Source organism: Sediminicola arcticus (genome assembly GCF_040566695.1).
Taxonomy (GTDB): Bacteria; Bacteroidota; Bacteroidia; order Flavobacteriales; family Flavobacteriaceae; genus Sediminicola; species Sediminicola arcticus.
On record NZ_JBEXAE010000002.1, the window covers coordinates 110,161 to 129,241 of the forward strand.

The following is a 19,081-nucleotide window of genomic DNA, read 5'->3' on the forward strand; positions in this document are numbered from 1 at the left end:
GTAATATTTAGTATGTTTGAAAAATGAGCTTACCTAAAATTATTGCCCTCTTATGCATCTTTTATATTTTCGGCTATTTCTTATCTATTACGCTTTGGGATTGTATCATGTTAATCCGTTTGTGAAATTGAAGCGGCTAACGGCATAGGAAAACAACTTGTCATCACGAATTTTCCTATATATGCCAAGTTTTTCACCCTACAAAAACAAAAATTTGAGTTTCGTCTCATCCGTTTTAAAAGCAGAAAATAATTTATTTCCCATGGTCTAGTGCCACAACAAGGGCAAATGGTCTTGTTGATATGCGCTACTGCAACTATGCTTACTATGGGAGTAAAGGATTATATGATTTCTTCCATTGATAGAATAATTATATATCCCACCCATTATTTTTCACTAATTAATAGAAAGAGTCATATAGGGGAATACAACCCAAGACTTAAAACCTTGGGGCTATCTGCTGAACATTTTAGGGCGGGTTTTGAATCTTTAAATGATAATTTAAACCTAGGACTACATGAATTTGCCCATGCTTTAAGTTTTAATGCGCTCACAAAGCAGAACAGGGAGGCGCAAACGTTTACCAATGGACTAAAAAAAATACAAGAACTGTATTTAGATGCACAGTTTTTGACCCAGTTGAATAGCACAGCTTATTTTAGTGAATATGGGATGGAAAATATTCATGAATTTTGTGCCGTAGCTGTCGAGAATTATGTGGAGACTCCTTTGACCTTCCAAAAAGAATTCCCTGGACTCTACAGAATTATTGGTCAGATGTTGAATTTTGATTTTCAGCAGCCCTTCTCGAAAATTAAAAACTCAGCCTAAAACTAATATTTGGGGTTATTCCCAAGGAAACACTTTCTATGGTTTCTATTTGGTTTTGGTCGTTTAGCCTGTAATAGGTGTTAAGAACGTTTCTTTTATTTAAAAGATTGAGTAATGAAGCTCCTACTGATGCCTTAACATTAGTACCTATCTCAAAATCATAAATTACGGAGGCATCTGCCCTTAGATAGTCAGGAAGCCTGCTACTATTGTTCTCTTGGTAATTAATGCTATTAGGGAAGGAGGTCCTGTCAATGCCATTGTCACCTTCTTGAGGTTCTGTATACGGCTTTCCTGTTCTATAATTAATGCCAATCCCTAATTTAAGTCCTTCGTAGGAATAAGTGCCTGCAAAGGTTAAAGTATGTCTTATATCCAAGTTATTGGGAAAAGATTGTGGGGTAATATCGTTAAATGTATAGTTATTCAGGTTATAAGCATAGCTTAACCAAGTGCTAAAGGTTTTCGTTTTTTTATTGATTAAAAATTCAATCCCCTTGACGTCATATTTTCCTATTTCCCCATTAAATTGATTTTGGTTTTGGAAGCCTTGGGTAGAAGTACTGATACCATTTACTTCCTTGTAAAAACCTTGAAGTCCCAAATACCAACTTTTATTATCGTAATTGAAACCAATAGATCCTTGCTTGCTTTTTGTTATAGGTAGGTCATCATTGTCGGAGAGAATCCATCGGTTTTTTTCTATCCCTAAGAAATTTTGTTCTAGATCAATGATTTGATTGGTGGCCTGATTTTTAAATTCCCCCAAAATCTCCCCATTGAAATGTTTTGTGAAAGAATAGGCTATACTTAACCGTGGTTCTAGGATCCACTCTTTAAAGGTGTTGATATTTTCCAAATAATTTAGTCTAGTACCGATCCTCCCGTTTATTTTTTTGTTAAAGGATGTGTAATTAAGCTCAGAAAATACAGAATGTTGCCTAAGAACACCTTTGATGTTGCTTTTAAAGGCTGGCTGGGTCACATTGGTAAAGTTAATGATGCCCACCTCACTAAATGCATAACCATTGAGCCAACTTAAGGTATTGGAGAATTGATATATGGTGTTCAGTTTTAATGCTGTTTCCAGAACCTGATTGTTTTGAAATAGCTGCTGATTACCATTATCTGTGCTATTTCTTGCGTCTAAATTGTATTTGGTAGAGTACATATTTAGATGGGTGGAAAAATTAGATGTCCAATTACTTTCTAGATGACCTCCAAAAGAGAAATTGTTTTGATCCAAACCACTTTGTGAGGATTGTATGCTGTCTTTTGCCGTTTCTGTATATCTCAGATCGTTTTTAATAGTGATAAAGCTTAGTCTTACCTTATGATTTTCATTAAGGTCATACAATAGTTTGCCTGAAATATCATAAAAATAAAAGTCCTCTTCCCTAATAATATCAGCATCAGTAGATTGGGAGTTATTATCTTTAATTTTAGTATCCTGAAAAGCTTTATCAAAAAAACGACTATAGGTTGGCGTATTTAAAAAATCGGTTACTGAACGTCTGGCAGAAAACTGGAAGGCCCAATTTTTGCTTAAAGGAACATGGGCATATACATCGCCACTAATAAGATTAAAACCTGTTCCTCCAAAAAATGAATTGTGGATGTTATTTTGGGATTCCATATTAATGATACTGCTTACTCCCTCTCCATATTGAGCACTCGTACCGTTTTTTATAATGGTAACCTTATCTGTGAGGTAGGGATTAAAGGCCGAAATCAACCCGAAAAAATGGCCCGATTGATACATTTTTATTCCGTCCCATAAGATTAGATTCTGATCATTTGTACCGCCTCTTACATTTATATCCGAGACGGTTTCATCAATACTTTTAATGCCTGGCAGCGCTTGTATGGTTTGTAGTACGTCTGGTTCAATAAGTCCAGGTAAAATACCAAAATCGTCTATGGTTAAAAGAATGCTGCCATCAATTAGTTGGCTAAGTCCTGTAGTTAAGAGCTTAAAAAGAATAACCTCATCCAATTCTTCATAATTAGGCACTAACAATAGTTGTTTGCAAGGGGAAGGATTTAACAATTCTTCTGCCTTTATATATCTTGTCTTATACCCTAAGAACCGAATGCGCAAGGTGGCTTGCCTAGGAATATTTTTCAGGGAAAAGGAACCTTCAAGATTGGTGATTATAGCAATGCTGCTTCCCAACACTTCAATAGTAGCCCCTTGGATAGTGTTGGCTTCATAATTATCGAGGACTTGGGCACAGATATCTACGGTAGTGCTTTTGTAAAGGGTATAGTAGCGGTCGCTAAGTTTCTTGACCTGTAATTGTGTGTGGTTTTGAATGCTATTTAATATTTCAGCTAATTCCTTACTCTGTATTGGGATAATTGATAAATTTTGGATATCCTCGTCCACATAGGAAAATTTGACATTAAAATTAGCTTCTAGGGATTGGATGTACTCTATAAGAGGCACTGAAATAACCTTGCTGTTTTGGGCCTTGGTCGCCAAGGTGAAAAACAGCAGGAGTAAGAAAGTAGTATTTAAAATTTTACGGCGTTTCTTCAGCATAGAATACGACTTTATTCCCATCTAGTTTTTTGAACTGGATATTGGCAGGAACACTTATACTTTCTAACGCTAAATCTATATCTGTATTACTAAAAGTACCGGTAAATAATTGGTTAGTATTAATATCCTTCACTTCAATAGTTACATTGTATTGTCTTTCAAACTCATCCAACACGTAGGATAGAGGGATACTTTTAAAATTACTCTCGTTATTCATCCAATAGGGCACAGAAGTTGTTGGCGCAATGGTAGGTTTAACCTCTCCATTGATCGCTAAAAATGACGATCCCGCTGGCACCTTGAATTCTTCTTTTTTGTAAGTTACACTTACGAGTCCTTCAAAACAGGTCACCTCAAAAAGTCCTTTTCTATTTTCCACGTTAAATTGGGTTCCTAATACAGCTACGGTTCCCTCGTCGGTGGAAACGGTAAATCGTTTTCCCTTGGCTACCTTAAAAAAAGCCTCTCCTTTAAGGTATACATTTCGTTTTTTGTCCCATTTCTTTTTGCTATAGGAAACTTCGGATTCGGCATTTAAAACAATTTCGGAGTTGTCAGGCAATACTACTTCGGCCCGCTGGGCATATTGAGTGGAAATAGTTTGATCTAGAGAGTTGAAATAAAAGATGGAGGCAACAGCGATAACAGCAATAGCCGCCGCCACGCGCATTAATTTTGTATACGGACGCATTAGGATAACCTTAGGTGTGGACTTTTCCCTTTTGTTCTTAAGGGAATCCCATGTCTTAGAGGCATCGAATTTAGGAGCCTCCAAAGTACTGGAAACTTCCTTTAAGCGCTCATAAGAAGCATATTCGGCAGATTTTTTAAATTCTGCTATCTCCTCCTTGGAGAGCTCGTTATTGAGCCATTTTGCTAAGTAATTTTCTTGCATCTCACTATTCTTTACATTATTTAAACAACCGAAAAAGTAAAAACCCTACTTTATAATTGAACTATTTTCTCTCTAAATGATTATTTATAAGTGCAATAGAAATTAGATCCGTTTTAAGGCGACCCATATTGTAGAAATATGGTGTGGATTATATTAAATCCCATCAATTTGATCACGCAACGTTTTTAAAGCCAAATGCATTCGTTTTTCTATAGCTTTGACACTTACATTTTCCATTTCTGCAATTTCTGCATACTTCTTCCCGTCTATTCTATTTAATAAAAAGGTAGTTCGTTGGTTTTCAGGTAAACTGTTTAAAGCACGGTCTAATTTTTCCTGATATTGTTTTTCTTCTAATAAAAATTCTGGCGACTCATGGGAAACTTCTAAACTTTTATCGGCATATTTCAGACGAACCTTTTCTGCTTTGATCACATTTAAATAAAGATTGTTCGCAACTGTATACACATATGATTTGGCTTTTTCGGGCGTTACTTTGTCGCAATTCTCCCAAAGCTTTATAAATGCCTCCTGTACGGCATCATATGCTTTCTCCTCATTGCCAAACTTATAATATATATAGTTAAAAACCGTTTTAGAATTGGCATTATAGAGGGAGTTGTAGACCTCTTCTCTACAAATGTTATTTTTGTTGTCCGTATCCAATCGTACTATTTTTTTCAAAGATATTTTAAAAAAAATTAAAAGTAGGTAGGGTTTTTTTTAAGTGGGTTGTTCTATAGTTATAAAATCAAATTTAATCCAAAACATTATGAAAAAGTTTTTAAGTTATCTAATGTATGCTGGCCTACTGGCGTTTGCTATGAACTTCACCTCATGTCAAGATGAGTTTGAAGAATTACCACAAGGAAATGAGCAACAAGCTATTGCAGCCAGCTCATCTACTGCCAAATTAGTGGAACGTACCTCTTCCAATGATGGTTCTTTTGATAATATTGTAGATGGTTCTAGTTGTATAGCCATCCAATTTCCCTATACGGTTGAGATAGCGGGAATACAATTGACTATAGACTCTATGGCCGATTTAAAATTGATTGAAGAAATTTTCGATTCTGTTGATGGGGATGAAGATTTCTTGGAAATTTTATTTCCTATCACCATAACACTTTCGGATTTTACCGAAGTAGTAATTAACAATAAAGAAGAATTACGTGATTTAGCGGCCGACTGTATAGAAGGTGGTGATGACGATGATATTGAATGTATTGATTTTGTATACCCAGTGAAGCTATACACTTTTAGTGCCAACCTTCAGCAAACAGGTAGTGTGGTAGTGAACAGTGATTTAGAGTTGAGAAGATTTTTTAAGGGACTGGATGATAATGATCTTGTGAGTTTTGAATTCCCGCTAACCCTTGCCCTATATGATGGCACGGAAATAACTGTAAATAGTAATGCAGAATTGGCTAATGCCATTGAGAATGTTAAAGATGCTTGTGATGAAGATGATGACGATGATTATAACGATGATGATTTTAACAAAGAGCGTTTGGATACGTTCTTAGTTACTTGTCCTTTCTTGGTTCATGAAGTAAAAAGGAATGGCATCAACCAGACCGAACAGTATTTTGAATATGTAATGAACTTTAAGGAAAACGGTACGGTTATCGTAAGGAACCGATTAGGCGCCGCGCTTGAAGGAACCTGGTCTACCAGAGTTGGCGAAAATCGCGTTCTTTTAAAATTACAGTTCGACGTCTTGGTAGATTTTAGCTTGGAATGGTTAGTATATGAAATTGAAGAAGGTAAAATAAAGCTATACTCAGGTGATGGCAATAAGATCATCATGAAAAAGGCCTGTGATATTCTGAACAATACACCTGACACTTTAAGGCAAATCTTAAGGGAATGTAGTTGGGTAATTAAAAAGGTGAAGAACAATGGAGAGGAAATAGATCGCTTACTAGGCTATAAGTTTAGTTTTGGAGCCAATGCAGAAGTGACACTGAGCAATGGTGTAAACACTTCCACCGGTTCATGGGCGATTACTACCAATGCGCAAGGGCAATTAGTCATGGCAATTACGATGGGCGATGAGCCAGGGGTAAGCTTTGAATGGTTGTTACGAGACCTGAACAACAAGCGATTGAAGTTTGAGATTGAAGGTACTGCCTACGAGCTTCTTTTAGAGCGCCATTGTAATGATAATAACGAGGACGGTGATGTACTAGAAATTAGAAACTACCTACTTGGAGGTGCATGGAAAATAGCAGAGTATACTGTTAATGGTATCGATACAACTAGTAGTTACGGCGATTTTGATTTCTTCTTCTCATCCAATAATGTAGCCAGTATTTCTGTAAATGCAGATCCTTTGGTTGATAATGGTTTATGGAGAATTATCCGAGATAGTGAAGGAAAACTAAAGTGCTACCTGAACTATGGAGAAGGAAATAATTTTATAACCTTATCCGATGATTGGGATATTGTTGCCGCAACAAGCACAAGTCTTAAATTGAGAAGTGAAAGTGGTGATGGTACCATAGAAACTTTGATTTTCGAGAAATAAGAACCACTTTTTTGCCCCAAATATTTTGAAAAGGGTGACTTCATAACGAAGTTGCCCTTTTTGCATTTATATTTTTAAGGTCAAACTTCCCACATCCCATTGTTATTCTTAAATTTGCATTTCTTAATACTGCAAGACTATGTTTGATAATTTAAGCGAAAAGTTAGATAAGGCATTACACGTCCTCAAAGGGCATGGACAGATAACGGAAATAAATGTTGCTGAAACCCTCAAAGAGGTAAGACGGGCTTTGTTGGACGCCGATGTCAATTTTAAGATTGCAAAAGAATTTACCAATTCGGTCAAGGAAAAGGCATTGGGCCAAAATGTATTGACTTCCCTTCAGCCTGGGCAGTTGATGGTAAAATTGGTAAAGGATGAGCTGATAGAGCTTATGGGTGGTGAAACAGAAGGCATCAACCTATCTGGAAACCCCTCCATAATACTAATGTCTGGTCTCCAAGGTTCTGGTAAGACCACATTTTCTGGGAAGCTCGCCAATTTCTTAAAGACCAAAAAATCAAAGAATCCTTTGTTGGTTGCCTGTGATGTTTACCGTCCGGCGGCAATAGACCAATTACATGTTGTAGGGGATCAATTGGGCATTGAAGTATACTCTGATAAAGGTAATAATGATCCCGTGGCTATTGCCAAGGCCGGAATTGCCCACGCGAAGGCAAACGGACATAATGTGGTCATCATAGATACCGCGGGTCGTTTGGCAGTGGATGAGGCCATGATGAAGGAAATTTCCAATATTCATAAGGCCATTGAACCCCAGGAAACCCTTTTTGTGGTAGATGCGATGACTGGGCAGGATGCAGTGAATACTGCTAAGGCCTTTAATGATATCTTGAACTTTGACGGGGTAATCCTTACCAAATTGGATGGTGATACACGTGGGGGTGCTGCTATTTCCATTAAATCGGTAGTAAATAAACCAATCAAATTTATTGGTACTGGGGAAAAAATGGATGCCATTGACGTATTCTATCCTTCCCGTATGGCAGATCGGATACTCGGAATGGGAGATGTTGTTTCTTTGGTTGAACGAGCGCAGGAGCAGTTTGATGAGGAGGAGGCACGGAAAATACAAAAGAAAATTGCCAAGAATACTTTTGGTTTTGATGATTTCCTGAGTCAGATCCAGCAAATAAAAAAGATGGGTAGCCTTAAAGACCTGATGGGAATGATCCCAGGTGCGGGAAAAGCCCTAAAGGGATTGGATATAGACGATGATGCCTTTAAGCATATAGAGGCTATTATACATTCCATGACGCCAGATGAGCGTTCGAATCCGGTAGTATTGAATGCGAGTAGAAAAGTACGTGTTGCAAAAGGAAGTGGCAGAACAGTGCAGGAAGTGAACCAATTATTGAAACAATTCAACCAAATGAGCAAGATGATGAAGATGATGCAAGGTGGTGGTGGCAAAAAGATGATGCAAATGATGGGAGCCATGAAGGGGATGAAGTAATTTAGCTATCAAAAAAGAAATTATACCTAAAAAAAATACTATGGAGCTATTGGATGGAAAGAAAGTTTCCAATGAAATTAAGGACGAAATTGCTATTGAGGTTTCTAAAATGAGGGAGCGTGGGGAGAAAGTTCCGCATTTGGCAGCAATAATTGTTGGTAATGACGGCGCCAGTTTAACCTATGTAGGCAGCAAGGTGCGTTCCTGTGAAAAGGTAGGGTTTGAATCTACTTTGGTGAAGTTGCCAAGTACCACTTCTGAGCAAGAATTACTAAAAAAGATAGAGGAACTAAACAAGAATGACGATGTTGACGGCTTTATCGTTCAACTTCCATTGCCTCCCCAAATAGATACCCAAAAAGTATTGTTAGCCGTAGATCCTGATAAGGATGTGGATGGTTTCCATCCCATGAACTTCGGTAAAATGGCATTGGATATGAGTACCTTTATTCCAGCAACCCCTTTTGGGATTTTGGAATTATTGGAGCGCTATAATGTGGATACCAAAGGGAAGCATACGGTAGTTATCGGGAGAAGCCATATTGTTGGTCGCCCCATGAGTATTCTTATGGGTCGTAAAGGCTGGCCTGGAAATTCCACGGTAACTTTAACTCATAGTCACACGAAAAATATAACCCAGATAACCTCACAGGCAGATATCATTATCTCAGCCCTTGGTGTACCCAACTTTTTAAAAGCAGAAATGGTTAAGGACGATGCTGTGGTCATTGATGTAGGAATTACACGTGTCGCGGATGATACCAAAGAAAAGGGATATTACATCACTGGTGATGTTGATTTTGAAAATGTAAGCAAAAAAGCTTCTTTTATCACTCCAGTACCAGGCGGAGTAGGGCCTATGACCATAGCCATGCTCTTAAAGAATACCTTATTAGCTAGGGAACGTCATAGAAGTAGAAAATAATATTTAGATCGAAAAATGCCCCAATTTATTGGGGCATTTTTGTTTGATTAGTAACTCCTTGGATACTGTCATTTGGGTTGAGAACATCAATATCATTGCTGTCGTCATAATTACAACTGCTAACGGCGATAATGGCACCAAACATCAATAATACGGCTAAAAATTTTTTCATAGACCAGAAATTTAGTAGGTATCAAAACCTAGTCTTCTTTAATGTACATAACGTTTTAAATTAATTTTTCTTATAAGACACCTTATTTGAATTAACGGATTGGGAATTATATTTAGCGTTTGCCCCCATGGTTTAATAGATCAACTATAGTTTTTGATTTTTATAAGGAAAGCAGTATCTTTTCTCTAAATATAACCATACCAAACCATGAAAAGACTTTTTCTCTTTGTTGCCGCCATATGTATGGTAGCCTGTCAATCAAATAAGGAGGCGTCGTCTCCAGTAGCAGTATCTATTTCTTTCTCTGATGCCGTAGGAATAGAAAAAATGGATGGTAGATTATTGTTGATGTTGGCCAACAACGACAACACAGAACCACGTTTTCAAATTAATGATGGGCTCAAAGCCCAGTTGATCTATGGCAAAAATGTAGATGGTATGGCACCCAATGATAAGGTAGTCTTTGATGAAAAGGATTTTGGATTTCCAATAGCCAATATGGCTGATATTCCTCCTGGAGACTATTATGTACAAGCGTTATTACACAAGTATGAAACTTTTGATTTGTCTACCGGACAGACCGTTAAATTACCTATGGACAATGGGGAAGGACAACAGTGGAACAGCTCTCCAGGCAATGTTTATAGTAAGCCCATGAAGATTACCATCACGGAAAGTGGTATCCCAGAAATAGATATTCAAATGGATCAGATCATTCCTCCAATTGAGGAACCAAAGGACACGGAATGGATAAAGCACATCAAAATAAAATCAGAAAAACTTACCGAATTTTGGGGTAGAGATATGTACTTGGGTGCCCATGTATTGTTGCCTAAAGGTTTTGAGGAGCATCCAGAGGCCAAATATCCCTTGATGATATTCCATGGGCACTTTCCAAATGATTTTGGAGGATTTAGGACAACGCCCCCAGACCCAAATATGAAACCCGAATATTCGGTACGTTTCAATGTGGAGGGGTATAATATTATTCAGGAACAAGAAGCCTATGATTTTTATAAGCGATGGAACGAGCCCGATTTTCCAAGGTTTATAATTATTGAAATACAACATCCGACTCCCTATTACGATGATTCCTATGCAGTAAATTCAGCTAACCAAGGTCCGTATGGGGATGCCATTACCTACGAGCTTATTCCACAAATCGAAAAGCAATTTAGAGGCATGGGTGAAGGTTGGTCTCGTTTTCTCTATGGAGGATCTACTGGAGGTTGGGAGGCATTAGCGGTGCAAGTAAAGTATCCTGATGAATACAATGGGTGTTTTGCTGCCTGCCCAGATCCTATTGATTTTAGGGCCTATTGCCTTACGAATATCTATGAGGATAAAAACGCCTATTACTATGAGAGCGACTTCAAACAATTAGAAGTTCCTTCCCATCGCAATAATCTAGGTCAAATACAGTCTACTTTGAGGGAGGGGAACCACTTGGAGCTGGTATTAGGTGATAAATCCAGATCTGGCCAGCAATGGGACATTTGGGAGGCTACCTATTCCCCACAAGGAGAAGATGGCTATCCAGTTCGCTTATGGGATAAAATGAGTGGCGTTATTAATGCGGACGTTGCCAAGTATTGGCAGGAAAACTATGACCTGCGCTATATAATGGAACGGGATTGGAATAAATTGGGGGATAAATTAAAAGGAAAAATCCACATCTATTGCGGAGATATGGACAATTACTATTTGAACAATGCCGTATACCTCATGGAAGACTTTTTGGAAAGTACAACCGATCCCTACTACGAAGGGGAGGTTGCCTATGGCGATAGAGCAGAACACTGTTGGAACGGGGATCCAGACCTACCCAATTCCATTACTCGTATGCGGTACAATACTATGTATGTGCCTAAAATTATGAAACGTATAGCTGAAAGCGCTCCAAAAGGTGCCGATCTTACCAGCTGGCGTTATAAATAGTAGATACTTTTAATCCAATGATTCGTATAGTCAAGACTGATGCTACTCAGCCCGATTTTATTAAGCTTGTTGCCTTTCTAGATGCGGAACTTGCCAAAAGGGATGGGGAAGAGCATTCGTTTTATGACCAATTCAACAAACTAAACCACATAAAACATGTATTGTTGGTCTATGAAGAGGGTTTTCCAATAGCTTGCGGGGCCATTAAGGAGTTGGAGCCAAACGTAATGGAGGTAAAGCGTATGTATGTAACTCCGCAAAAAAGAGGTGAAGGAATAGCCTCCAAAGTATTATCCGCTTTAGAAAGTTGGTCACGAGATTTGGGCTATCAAAAGTGCGTGCTGGAAACCGGAAAAAGACAACCAGAAGCTATTGCCCTCTATGCCAAAAATGGATATCGGATTATTCCCAATTACGGACAATACGCCGGAATAGAGAATAGTGTATGTTTTAAAAAGGACTTGCTTGGGTGCGTATAAAAATGGTGCTTTCTTTGCCCTAGTATTAATCTGGGTTATTTGGCAAATAACTGCCCCATATCTTTGAAGGATTTAAACTCCAAAGCATTCCCGGCCGGGTCGTAAAAGAACATAGTGGCTTGTTCGCCCACTTGGCCTGCAAACCTAATGTAAGGTTCAATGACGAACGTTACTTTTTTGGATTTTAAATCTTCCGCAAATTCTTCAAATTGGTCCCAATCTAGCACCACCCCATAATGCGGCACAGGTACGTCCTTGCCATCTACGGGATTGGTGTGCAAAGACTCTTCTTTGGATTTGGGCTTGTAATGTATCACCAACTGATGGCCAAAAAGGCTAAAGTCTACCCAATGATCACTGCTCCGCCCTTCCTCGCAATTAAGAATATCCCTATAGAAGGTTCGGCATTCATCCAAGTTATGAACGGGTATGGCGATGTGAAAAGGGTTTACTTTGGACATAGTTGCTTTTTTGATAAAAGTAAATGATTTTTATGAATTGAGAAAGTCAATAATTTTTTGGTTTACTTCTGCTTGATGAAGAGAATGACCAAGACCAGAAGTTTTTAAGAGGGAACTATTTTTCCATTGGCCATGGATTTTTTCAGCAGCAGAATAGGGAGCTATAAGATCAAGTTCATCATGAACAATAAATCCTTTCTGTTCTATGCTTTCTGAAAACCTAGCTGCCGAAAAGTTTTGAACTTCAATCTTATACTGATCATAGATATGCTTTTCTAGTTCTGAAAGAACGGTATTGTTAAAGCCTAATAAATTTTGATAGTAGTCCATTAATTCCGATAGTTCTGAGGGGGAACCTAAAGAAACTAATTTTTTTATAGCGGTATTCGGATATTTGTATTGGTTGTAAATGGTGGTCATCCCACCCATAGAATGCCCGATGACATAAGAAGGGTTATAGGTGTCTATTATTTCATTTGTGCACTCTGTGTACAAGGGTACATTCAATATATTTCCAGAGGAGTTCCCGTGGCCTGGGGCATCTATGGCAATGATATTAAAATTAGCCTCTTGTAATTTTTCAATTAGATTTTTCCATCGGAAGACATTGCTTTCCCAGCCGTGTAGTAAAAGCACAGTTTCCTTTCTTCCTAACCATTGATACGTCTGTATCTCTAGATTGGATGTATGAATAATCTGATGCTTTGCTGCATCCAGATATTCCTTTTGGTGAGGCAAAACCTTTCCCTTTCTTGGAGAACAGTAGAGGGTGAAAGCCTTTTCGGCAGCCTTTCTTTTGGATACCAGGGACAATGCATTAAAATACTGTCCGTAGGCCAAAGCCAAATATTTGTAAATCAATTTTTCCATGGTGCCAAATTTTTCAGCTATTCCTCCCTATGTACGCTTTCCATAGAAAATGCAGGAAGACAAACAGCAATATATTCGCAGGGTGTTTCAAAGGGATTGGAATATTGAATTCGGGTATTTTTCTCAATTTTAATGGACTGACCAGCTTCAAGAATCACGTTCTCCCCATCGATGATGAATTGTTTTTTCCCTTTAATGATGTAAGTGTACTCGTCAAACTCTGGAGTTTGGAAAGGTTCGCTCCATCCGGGAGGGGCAACCATATGGGCAATACTCACTTGGGAATTACCATCAGAAGCTCTTCCAAAATGCTCTTCTATAAGCTTCCCGTCAGCAGTAGGAACTACAAAAGGGGCTTTTTGTAGGGTGTACTTTTTCATTTGTTGTTTTATTTATCAACCTCACCACTCCATTTGAATTGACGACGGTTTTTTTTGATGGATGCTCTTTAGATTACATATAAGGTGCTATTCATGTCTCCATGAGTTAATCCCAACCTATCATGACGTATTTTATTTTTGCCGCATCGGGGATCTGCACTGCTTCAATATCACCGGCATAAGCATAACGCAGACTTTCTGGTAATTCCTCTTTGTCTATAGTAAAATATATATCACTATCACTTAAAAAGATGACCACATTGTTCATGGAGGTTACAATTTTATCAATAGTATAGTTATCCTTGATATCCTTAAAGGTACTTTGGAGTCCCACCCCTTTATCAGATACAAAACGTGGATCAAAAATTCTAATATTCTCAATAGTGGGAATACTGTCCGTGTTGGGAGTCAAGGTCAATAAATGTACCCCGCCCTTTTCGAAGACCCGTATCTTTTCTTGAGCTGAGGTTAATTTGGAAACATTTGTGTCCAAAACAACGGAGTCTTTTTTGAAAAGCGTTTCTAAGTCTGACACCTTAGTGGTTCGGCTAACTTTACCAACGGTATCTTTAGTTATTAAAAAATCCTTATCGGCTTTTTGGCATTGTATAAAGAGCATGGCAATTAGGGCCAAGGTAAAAATATTCTTGTTTTTCATAGGTGTTTAACGCATTACTTTTTTTAGTACTCCTAGAACGCCTCTAATAAATGTAGCGCTAGTAAGTACTTTAATTATAGGATTTTGTCTTGTACTTGTTCTTCTTGAAGTTGTTCTTCTGCTTACAGGTTCTTCTTTTTCTTTTGCCTTTTCTGCGGCTATTTCTGCTCTTTCTATTTTAGCGTTCAATATTTCGTAGGCACTTTCACGATCCATGCTATCGTTGTATTTCTTTACCAGTTTAGAATTGTCTATGACAGATTTCAGTTCGCTATCTGTAAGCACATCCATACGGCTCATGGGCGCCCGGAGCAGGGTTGCGGCCAATGGTGTTGGCCTTCCCTTCTCATCCAAGGCAGAAATCAATGCCTCTCCTATACCTAAAGAAGTCAACACTTCCTTTGTATCATAAAACTTGGAGTCCGGATAGTTTTCAGCTGTTAATTTTATTTCTTTCCTGTCTTTTGCAGTAAACGCTCTTAATGCGTGCTGTACTTTAAGTCCCAATTGGGCCAAGACATCGTCGGGCACGTCGGTTGGGTTTTGAGTGACAAAATAAACTCCTATTCCTTTAGAACGTATCAACTTTACAATACTTTCAATCTGGTCCATGAGCGCTTTAGATGCCTCTTTGAAAATCAAATGGGCCTCGTCAATAAACAGAATCAATTCCGGTCTATCGCTATCCCCTTGTTCAGGGAAAGTGGAATATATTTCCGCCAACAAGCTTAACATAAAGGTAGAGAACAATTTTGGTCGGTCTTGTATGTCTGTAAGTCTTAGAATATTGATATATCCCTTACCTTCCTCATTAACGCGAACGAGGTCTTCTACATCGAAGGACTTTTCACCAAAGAACAATTCAGCACCTTGCTGCTCCAATTCAATGATCTTCCGTAAGATGGTTCCTGTGGAGCTAGTAGAAATCCTGCCGTAGCTATCTTGGAATTCCTTCTTGCCCTCATCGGTAGCATATTGCAGTACCTTTTTGAAATCTTTTAAATCTAAAAGAGGCAATTTGTTGTCGTCACAATATTTAAATACCACGGCCACAATACCTTCTTGTGTTTCCGACAGATCTAAAATCCTGGATAATAGTATTGGTCCAAATTCTGAAACTGTTGCTCTAAGTTTTACTCCATCTTGTTCGGAAAGTGAAAGTATTTCAACAGGAAAACCTTTAGCTTCGAAGGGAATTCCTATTTTGGCATGGCGTTCATCTATCTTAGGGTGTCCTTGGCTAGGTCGTGCAAGTCCACTGAGATCTCCTTTAAGGTCCATCAAGAGTACTGGAATACCTTTATCGGACAAATTTTCTGCAATGACCTGTAAGGTTTTAGTTTTTCCTGTTCCTGTGGCTCCGGCAATCAGGCCATGCCTATTTAAAGTTTTTAAGGGGATTTTTACAAAGGCGTTGGTTATTGTTTCCCCATCCAAAATGGCGGATCCCATGGTGATATAGTCACCTTTAGTGGCGTATCCCTCTTCAATGTGAGCAAAGAATTCGTCTTTGATACTCATGTGGTATATTTTTGATAAAAATAAGCTAATTTTAAAGAACTTAAAAGGTGCTATCGCCAATATGCTAGCCAATTAATTACTTTGCAATATGAAAAAAAGTATATGCCTTATTATCGTCTTGGTATTGACCTCCATAACAACAGGAATAGCCCAAGAGGAAACTTCTATTGTCTTTCACGCCTCCCATGAGGAAAAAAAGCAGTCTGCCCCCTATAGTGATGCCGTTTCAGTGGGAAATTTGTTCTTTTTAGCGGGACAAATTGGAATGGATCAAAGTACTAGGACTATGGTCTCAGGTGGTATCAAGGCCGAAACGGAGCAAACCATTAAAAATATTGTGGCAGTTTTGGAACACCATGGAATGGGTTTAGACCGCGTGGTAAAATGTACGGTAATCTTGAGTAACATAGAGGATTTTGCTGCTTTCAATGAGGTTTATACCCAATACTTTATCAAAAAACCCGCACGAACAACTTTTGCCGCCAGTGGGCTCGCCGCCAATGCCATGATAGAGATAGAGGTGGTAGCGGTGAAGCAGTAGTCAACAGGCAAAAGAACCAAACAAGACTCTTTTCTCAAACCTTGATAGGTGATTTAAAGCCATTTTTTTCTTCTAAAGTAAATCAACATCCCTATAACCACTGCAATCATACCCCCCCCCCCCCACATAATAAAATAACCATATTGATACTGTAGCTCTGGGAGTACTTCAAAATTGGTCCGATAGATACCGGCAATAAAGGTTAAGGGTATAAAGATGACAGAGAAAACGGTTAGGAATTTCATGATATCGTTCAACTTACTACTAATCATCGTATGGTATATATTCAATTGATCGGACAATATTTCTCTATAACTATCCGAGGATTCCGATGCTTGGTTGGCATTGGCAAGTAATTCTTAGTAATGCACATAGGTGGTCTCCTCAATAAATTCGGATTCCATTTAGGAAAGAGCCAAGATCATTTCTCTGGAAGGGTTAATGTTTTTTCGCAAGAAATTCAGTTCCCGCTTATAGGCATTGATCTCATCTATTACACTCTGATTGGGGTCTTGGAGTAGTTTTTCCTCCAAGCCTTCAATTTTGTCGCCCAAGACACTAATTATATAGATGTAATTATCCACTACAATATCTAAAAGGGCAAAGGCGAGATAATCCACACCAGAATTACGAATCCTCCTTTTATTGTTTCTTATTCGTTCCCTTACAGGTTCAAAAACATCCTCTTTTTTTTATTGAAATGAAATGAGGACCTTTTCTGTTAGGATAAGGCTCAAATTTTCTACCATGATCTCTTGGGTCTCTTCATCCTGTTGTAGCATTTTGATGGAAAGATAGATTCAGTTGGCATATTCATGCACTTTGGGCCTTGCCTGGGTATCCATAACATCGGCAAGGATAAGACGGTCTATATTGAACCCTTTGGAAATCTCTTCCATGATTAACACATTGTGTAGTCCATCTATATTGAACCAGGTTACGGTAGGTTTTTCTTGATAATCTAAAACCTCTTTAACGGTCTGGATAGCGCTTTCTTCCAAGTTGTTAGCGTCAAAATAAATCAACCGTAAGTATATCTTGTCTGCTTTTTTTTACCCCTAAAGTAAAGGGAATCCGGAGCCAAGCCTATTTCTTCTTTTTTTTTCTTAACAAGTCTCGCCATGTGCTCAAATCTTTAGTTTGGCTAGTGATAAACGTTAAGGCACTATTTTTTTTAGAATTTTAGGAGGATAGGAGTGAGTTCAGGTTGAACTTAGTAATTGACTATTTATAGTTTTTTCAGGACAGTAATAAAATTTTCTAAGAAAGTATTTCTTTTTGGTTCGCTAAGGGCATCAAGGGATAAAAACGGATTTAAGTCTTCTACTTCTACCAATAGCAAAGAATTGTTCTTAAGCCTGCAAGCATCTATGCGCACAATCCCTCTTTCCATTTCGTTCCAATGAACAAATTTTTCTGCAAAGACCAAGTCATCTTTAGTAGCCTCATACGCTATAAGATCCCATCTCTTATCCTTGTTTGGCGCGTACAGGGCATATTGAAAACTATTATTGAGGTAATAAAAGGAAACCTCGTATTCAAAATCGAGATAAGGCTGAATAAGCCTACCTTTTACATCTATTTTTTGCACTTCTTCCATGGTCAGAAATTCCATTCCAATGGAGTCTGCCCCATTTTTTAGTTTTAGAACAAAGGTTGAAGGATCACCAAGTTTATTCAAATCCTCCAAGGTATCAATTGTGGGAATTACTGGATAATCCAGGTCCATTAAGTCCAATAAGTATTGTTTTCCCTTTATATCGGCTTTGCCGTCAAAAGAATTGAAGGTAAGGATGTTCTTTTCTTTAGCGATAGTGACAAACCGATTGAAATATTCCTGATAGCCGATTACGGATCCGGTATTTCTAAATACAAGCATATCGGCCATATCCAAATAGTTTAGCACCTGATGGGGATGTCCAATAAGGATATTAAAATGTTCTTTTAGATGGGAGGTAATAAAGAGGTCTTCTTCATAGTATTTTCTGCCTTTGGCCTCGTAATAAAAATCGGTTACGTATAAAATGGTTTTCATTAAAATATAGGTGGGATAATTGTTATTGAATGGTTCTATAGCATCTTTGCCAAGATTTCCTTCATCATTTTTGCTGCTAGAAAAGCAGTCATTTTCTGAAAATCACGGTTGGGATTGTACTCCACGATATCGGCTCCAACTACTTCTGCATCAATGTTCTGAATGAGATCAATTACCTGTCTAGAGGACAGTCCGCCCGGTTCATGATGGGATACTCCTGGGGCAAAAGCTGGATCAAAACCATCTATGTCCAAAGAAATGTAAAGTGGATTTTTGAATTTCTGGATGCTGGATAACTCCAAGTTGTTCATTGGATGTATTTCTACTCCAAACTTCTTGGCCTGTTTCGCTTGATGGGTATTTAAGGTGCGGATACCAACTTGTACCAATCGTACGGCAAATCCGTTTTCCATGATTCTCGCAAAGGGGCAGGCGTGGGAATAGGGATCACCTTCATAATGGTCATATAGATCGGCATGTGCATCTATATGTAGAATATCTAGAACAGGGTATTTCTCATGAAGGGCCTTTACAATAGGGAAGGTGATAGAATGGTCGCCTCCAAGAGTCAGTATTTTTGAATGTTCATTTAAATGGGTCTTGGTGATCTCTTCAATATCAAAATAAGCAGCAATTTCAAAATCACCCTTATCCATAATTTGGCCGGTTTCAATGGTAGTTCCATCCTCTGCAAAATAATTCATACTTCCAGAATGAAGGGCTTCCCTAATCAGTTGAGGTGCAAGTGCTGGGCCTTTTTGATAGGACGATTTGTCATCGTACTTAATGCCTTGGATAATGATATTGGACATAGTGGTAGGGG

At 38.3% G+C, this 19,081-nt stretch carries 19 protein-coding genes and 1 pseudogene; 7 read left to right on the plus strand and 13 right to left on the minus strand.

The features are described from left to right. The first annotated feature begins 288 nt into the window (after nt 1-288). Nucleotides 289-831, plus strand: a complete 543-nt coding sequence (locus ABXZ36_RS04230; protein WP_354614235.1) for a zinc-dependent peptidase — start codon at nt 289-291, stop codon at nt 829-831. Here the strand turns inward: ABXZ36_RS04230 and ABXZ36_RS04235 are convergent. The 3 genes from ABXZ36_RS04235 to ABXZ36_RS04245 all read right to left on the minus strand — a co-directional run bounded on the left by ABXZ36_RS04235 (nt 815) and on the right by ABXZ36_RS04245 (nt 4,955). Then, the gene (locus ABXZ36_RS04235; RefSeq protein ID WP_354614236.1) at nt 815-3,376 is read right to left on the minus strand and encodes a TonB-dependent receptor; all 2,562 of its coding nucleotides are present in this window, start codon (nt 3,374-3,376) and stop codon (nt 815-817) included. The two genes, ABXZ36_RS04230 and ABXZ36_RS04235, sit on opposite strands and share 17 nt — an antisense overlap. Next, nucleotides 3,357-4,271 carry a FecR family protein gene (locus ABXZ36_RS04240; RefSeq protein ID WP_354614237.1) on the minus strand — a complete coding sequence of 305 codons (915 nt, stop codon included), beginning with the start codon at nt 4,269-4,271 and terminating at the stop codon, nt 3,357-3,359. The genes ABXZ36_RS04235 and ABXZ36_RS04240 overlap by 20 nt, the downstream gene beginning before the upstream one ends. A gap of 153 nt (nt 4,272-4,424) precedes the next feature. Then, nucleotides 4,425-4,955, minus strand: coding sequence for an RNA polymerase sigma factor (locus ABXZ36_RS04245; protein ID WP_435602075.1), 531 nt, complete (start codon nt 4,953-4,955; stop codon nt 4,425-4,427). An 88-nt stretch (nt 4,956-5,043) separates the two neighbouring features. Between ABXZ36_RS04245 and ABXZ36_RS04250 the strand changes: the two genes are divergently transcribed. The 3 genes from ABXZ36_RS04250 (at nt 5,044) to ABXZ36_RS04260 (ending at nt 9,203) form a co-directional block, all read left to right on the plus strand. Then, on the plus strand, nt 5,044-6,801 hold the full coding sequence (locus tag ABXZ36_RS04250; RefSeq protein ID WP_354614238.1) for a hypothetical protein: 1,758 nt from the start codon (nt 5,044-5,046) through the stop codon (nt 6,799-6,801). Between the two features lie 139 nt (nt 6,802-6,940). Beyond that, the gene (ffh, locus tag ABXZ36_RS04255) at nt 6,941-8,278 is read left to right on the plus strand and encodes a signal recognition particle protein (protein WP_354614239.1); all 1,338 of its coding nucleotides are present in this window, start codon (nt 6,941-6,943) and stop codon (nt 8,276-8,278) included. A gap of 40 nt (nt 8,279-8,318) precedes the next feature. Next, on the plus strand, nt 8,319-9,203 hold the full coding sequence (locus ABXZ36_RS04260; protein WP_354614240.1) for a bifunctional 5,10-methylenetetrahydrofolate dehydrogenase/5,10-methenyltetrahydrofolate cyclohydrolase: 885 nt from the start codon (nt 8,319-8,321) through the stop codon (nt 9,201-9,203). 25 nt (nt 9,204-9,228) lie between these two features. On the opposite strand, the gene ABXZ36_RS04265 is transcribed toward ABXZ36_RS04260, so the two are convergent. Then, complete coding sequence (locus tag ABXZ36_RS04265; RefSeq protein ID WP_354614241.1) at nt 9,229-9,375, minus strand: hypothetical protein; 147 nt, start codon at nt 9,373-9,375, stop codon at nt 9,229-9,231. A 207-nt stretch (nt 9,376-9,582) separates the two neighbouring features. On the opposite strand from ABXZ36_RS04265, the gene ABXZ36_RS04270 reads away from it, so the two are divergent. Together ABXZ36_RS04270 and ABXZ36_RS04275 are read left to right on the plus strand one after the other, a co-directional pair. Continuing rightward, entirely contained in the window at nt 9,583-11,313 is a 1,731-nt protein-coding gene (locus ABXZ36_RS04270) for an alpha/beta hydrolase-fold protein (RefSeq protein WP_354614242.1), read from the plus strand. Between the two features lie 17 nt (nt 11,314-11,330). Beyond that, nucleotides 11,331-11,792, plus strand: coding sequence for a GNAT family N-acetyltransferase (locus ABXZ36_RS04275; protein ID WP_354614243.1), 462 nt, complete (start codon nt 11,331-11,333; stop codon nt 11,790-11,792). Between the two features lie 35 nt (nt 11,793-11,827). Here the strand turns inward: ABXZ36_RS04275 and ABXZ36_RS04280 are convergent, their stop codons facing one another. The 5 genes from ABXZ36_RS04280 to ABXZ36_RS04300 all read right to left on the minus strand — a co-directional run bounded on the left by ABXZ36_RS04280 (nt 11,828) and on the right by ABXZ36_RS04300 (nt 15,682). After that, nucleotides 11,828-12,253, minus strand: coding sequence for a VOC family protein (locus tag ABXZ36_RS04280; RefSeq protein WP_354614244.1), 426 nt, complete (start codon nt 12,251-12,253; stop codon nt 11,828-11,830). A gap of 30 nt (nt 12,254-12,283) precedes the next feature. Beyond that, nucleotides 12,284-13,123 (minus strand): alpha/beta hydrolase, encoded by an 840-nt coding sequence (locus tag ABXZ36_RS04285; protein WP_354614245.1) that lies wholly within the window; start codon nt 13,121-13,123, stop codon nt 12,284-12,286. A gap of 17 nt (nt 13,124-13,140) precedes the next feature. Then, nucleotides 13,141-13,503 (minus strand): cupin domain-containing protein, encoded by a 363-nt coding sequence (locus ABXZ36_RS04290; protein WP_354614246.1) that lies wholly within the window; start codon nt 13,501-13,503, stop codon nt 13,141-13,143. Nucleotides 13,504-13,609: 106 nt separating this feature from the next. Beyond that, nucleotides 13,610-14,161 carry a hypothetical protein gene (locus tag ABXZ36_RS04295; RefSeq protein WP_354614247.1) on the minus strand — a complete coding sequence of 184 codons (552 nt, stop codon included), beginning with the start codon at nt 14,159-14,161 and terminating at the stop codon, nt 13,610-13,612. Nucleotides 14,162-14,167: 6 nt separating this feature from the next. Then, nucleotides 14,168-15,682 carry a helicase HerA-like domain-containing protein gene (locus ABXZ36_RS04300; RefSeq protein WP_354614248.1) on the minus strand — a complete coding sequence of 505 codons (1,515 nt, stop codon included), beginning with the start codon at nt 15,680-15,682 and terminating at the stop codon, nt 14,168-14,170. 88 nt (nt 15,683-15,770) lie between these two features. Between ABXZ36_RS04300 and ABXZ36_RS04305 the strand changes: the two genes are divergently transcribed. Then, entirely contained in the window at nt 15,771-16,223 is a 453-nt protein-coding gene (locus ABXZ36_RS04305; protein ID WP_354614249.1) for a RidA family protein, read from the plus strand. A 53-nt stretch (nt 16,224-16,276) separates the two neighbouring features. Here the strand turns inward: ABXZ36_RS04305 and ABXZ36_RS04310 are convergent. The 4 genes and pseudogenes from ABXZ36_RS04310 to speB form a co-directional block, all read right to left on the minus strand. Next, nucleotides 16,277-16,843: pseudogene (locus tag ABXZ36_RS04310) on the minus strand (CorA family divalent cation transporter). A gap of 180 nt (nt 16,844-17,023) precedes the next feature. Next, nucleotides 17,024-17,248, minus strand: a complete 225-nt coding sequence (locus ABXZ36_RS04315) for a hypothetical protein (protein ID WP_354614250.1) — start codon at nt 17,246-17,248, stop codon at nt 17,024-17,026. Between the two features lie 203 nt (nt 17,249-17,451). Further along, nucleotides 17,452-18,258, minus strand: a complete 807-nt coding sequence (locus ABXZ36_RS04320) for a hypothetical protein (RefSeq protein ID WP_354614251.1) — start codon at nt 18,256-18,258, stop codon at nt 17,452-17,454. 35 nt (nt 18,259-18,293) lie between these two features. Next, a complete protein-coding gene (speB, locus tag ABXZ36_RS04325; protein WP_354614252.1) occupies nt 18,294-19,070 on the minus strand; it encodes an agmatinase in 777 nt (258 codons plus the stop codon). Between the last annotated feature and the right edge of the window lie 11 nt (nt 19,071-19,081).

Bases quoted from the DNA above. Each gene is read 5' to 3' on its own strand.
- ABXZ36_RS04230 (WP_354614235.1), top strand. From the start codon at position 289: ATGGTCTTGTTGATATGCGCTACTGCAACTATGCTTACTATGGGAGTA.
- ABXZ36_RS04235 (WP_354614236.1), bottom strand. From the start codon at position 3,376: ATGCTGAAGAAACGCCGTAAAATTTTAAATACTACTTTCTTACTCCTG.
- ABXZ36_RS04240 (WP_354614237.1), bottom strand. From the start codon at position 4,271: ATGCAAGAAAATTACTTAGCAAAATGGCTCAATAACGAGCTCTCCAAG.
- ABXZ36_RS04250 (WP_354614238.1), top strand. From the start codon at position 5,044: ATGAAAAAGTTTTTAAGTTATCTAATGTATGCTGGCCTACTGGCGTTT.
- ffh (WP_354614239.1), top strand. From the start codon at position 6,941: ATGTTTGATAATTTAAGCGAAAAGTTAGATAAGGCATTACACGTCCTC.
- ABXZ36_RS04260 (WP_354614240.1), top strand. From the start codon at position 8,319: ATGGAGCTATTGGATGGAAAGAAAGTTTCCAATGAAATTAAGGACGAA.
- ABXZ36_RS04265 (WP_354614241.1), bottom strand. From the start codon at position 9,375: ATGAAAAAATTTTTAGCCGTATTATTGATGTTTGGTGCCATTATCGCC.
- ABXZ36_RS04270 (WP_354614242.1), top strand. From the start codon at position 9,583: ATGAAAAGACTTTTTCTCTTTGTTGCCGCCATATGTATGGTAGCCTGT.
- ABXZ36_RS04275 (WP_354614243.1), top strand. From the start codon at position 11,331: ATGATTCGTATAGTCAAGACTGATGCTACTCAGCCCGATTTTATTAAG.
- ABXZ36_RS04280 (WP_354614244.1), bottom strand. From the start codon at position 12,253: ATGTCCAAAGTAAACCCTTTTCACATCGCCATACCCGTTCATAACTTG.
- ABXZ36_RS04285 (WP_354614245.1), bottom strand. From the start codon at position 13,123: ATGGAAAAATTGATTTACAAATATTTGGCTTTGGCCTACGGACAGTAT.
- ABXZ36_RS04290 (WP_354614246.1), bottom strand. From the start codon at position 13,503: ATGAAAAAGTACACCCTACAAAAAGCCCCTTTTGTAGTTCCTACTGCT.
- ABXZ36_RS04295 (WP_354614247.1), bottom strand. From the start codon at position 14,161: ATGAAAAACAAGAATATTTTTACCTTGGCCCTAATTGCCATGCTCTTT.
- ABXZ36_RS04300 (WP_354614248.1), bottom strand. From the start codon at position 15,682: ATGAGTATCAAAGACGAATTCTTTGCTCACATTGAAGAGGGATACGCC.
- ABXZ36_RS04305 (WP_354614249.1), top strand. From the start codon at position 15,771: ATGAAAAAAAGTATATGCCTTATTATCGTCTTGGTATTGACCTCCATA.
- ABXZ36_RS04320 (WP_354614251.1), bottom strand. From the start codon at position 18,258: ATGAAAACCATTTTATACGTAACCGATTTTTATTACGAGGCCAAAGGC.
- speB (WP_354614252.1), bottom strand. From the start codon at position 19,070: ATGTCCAATATCATTATCCAAGGCATTAAGTACGATGACAAATCGTCC.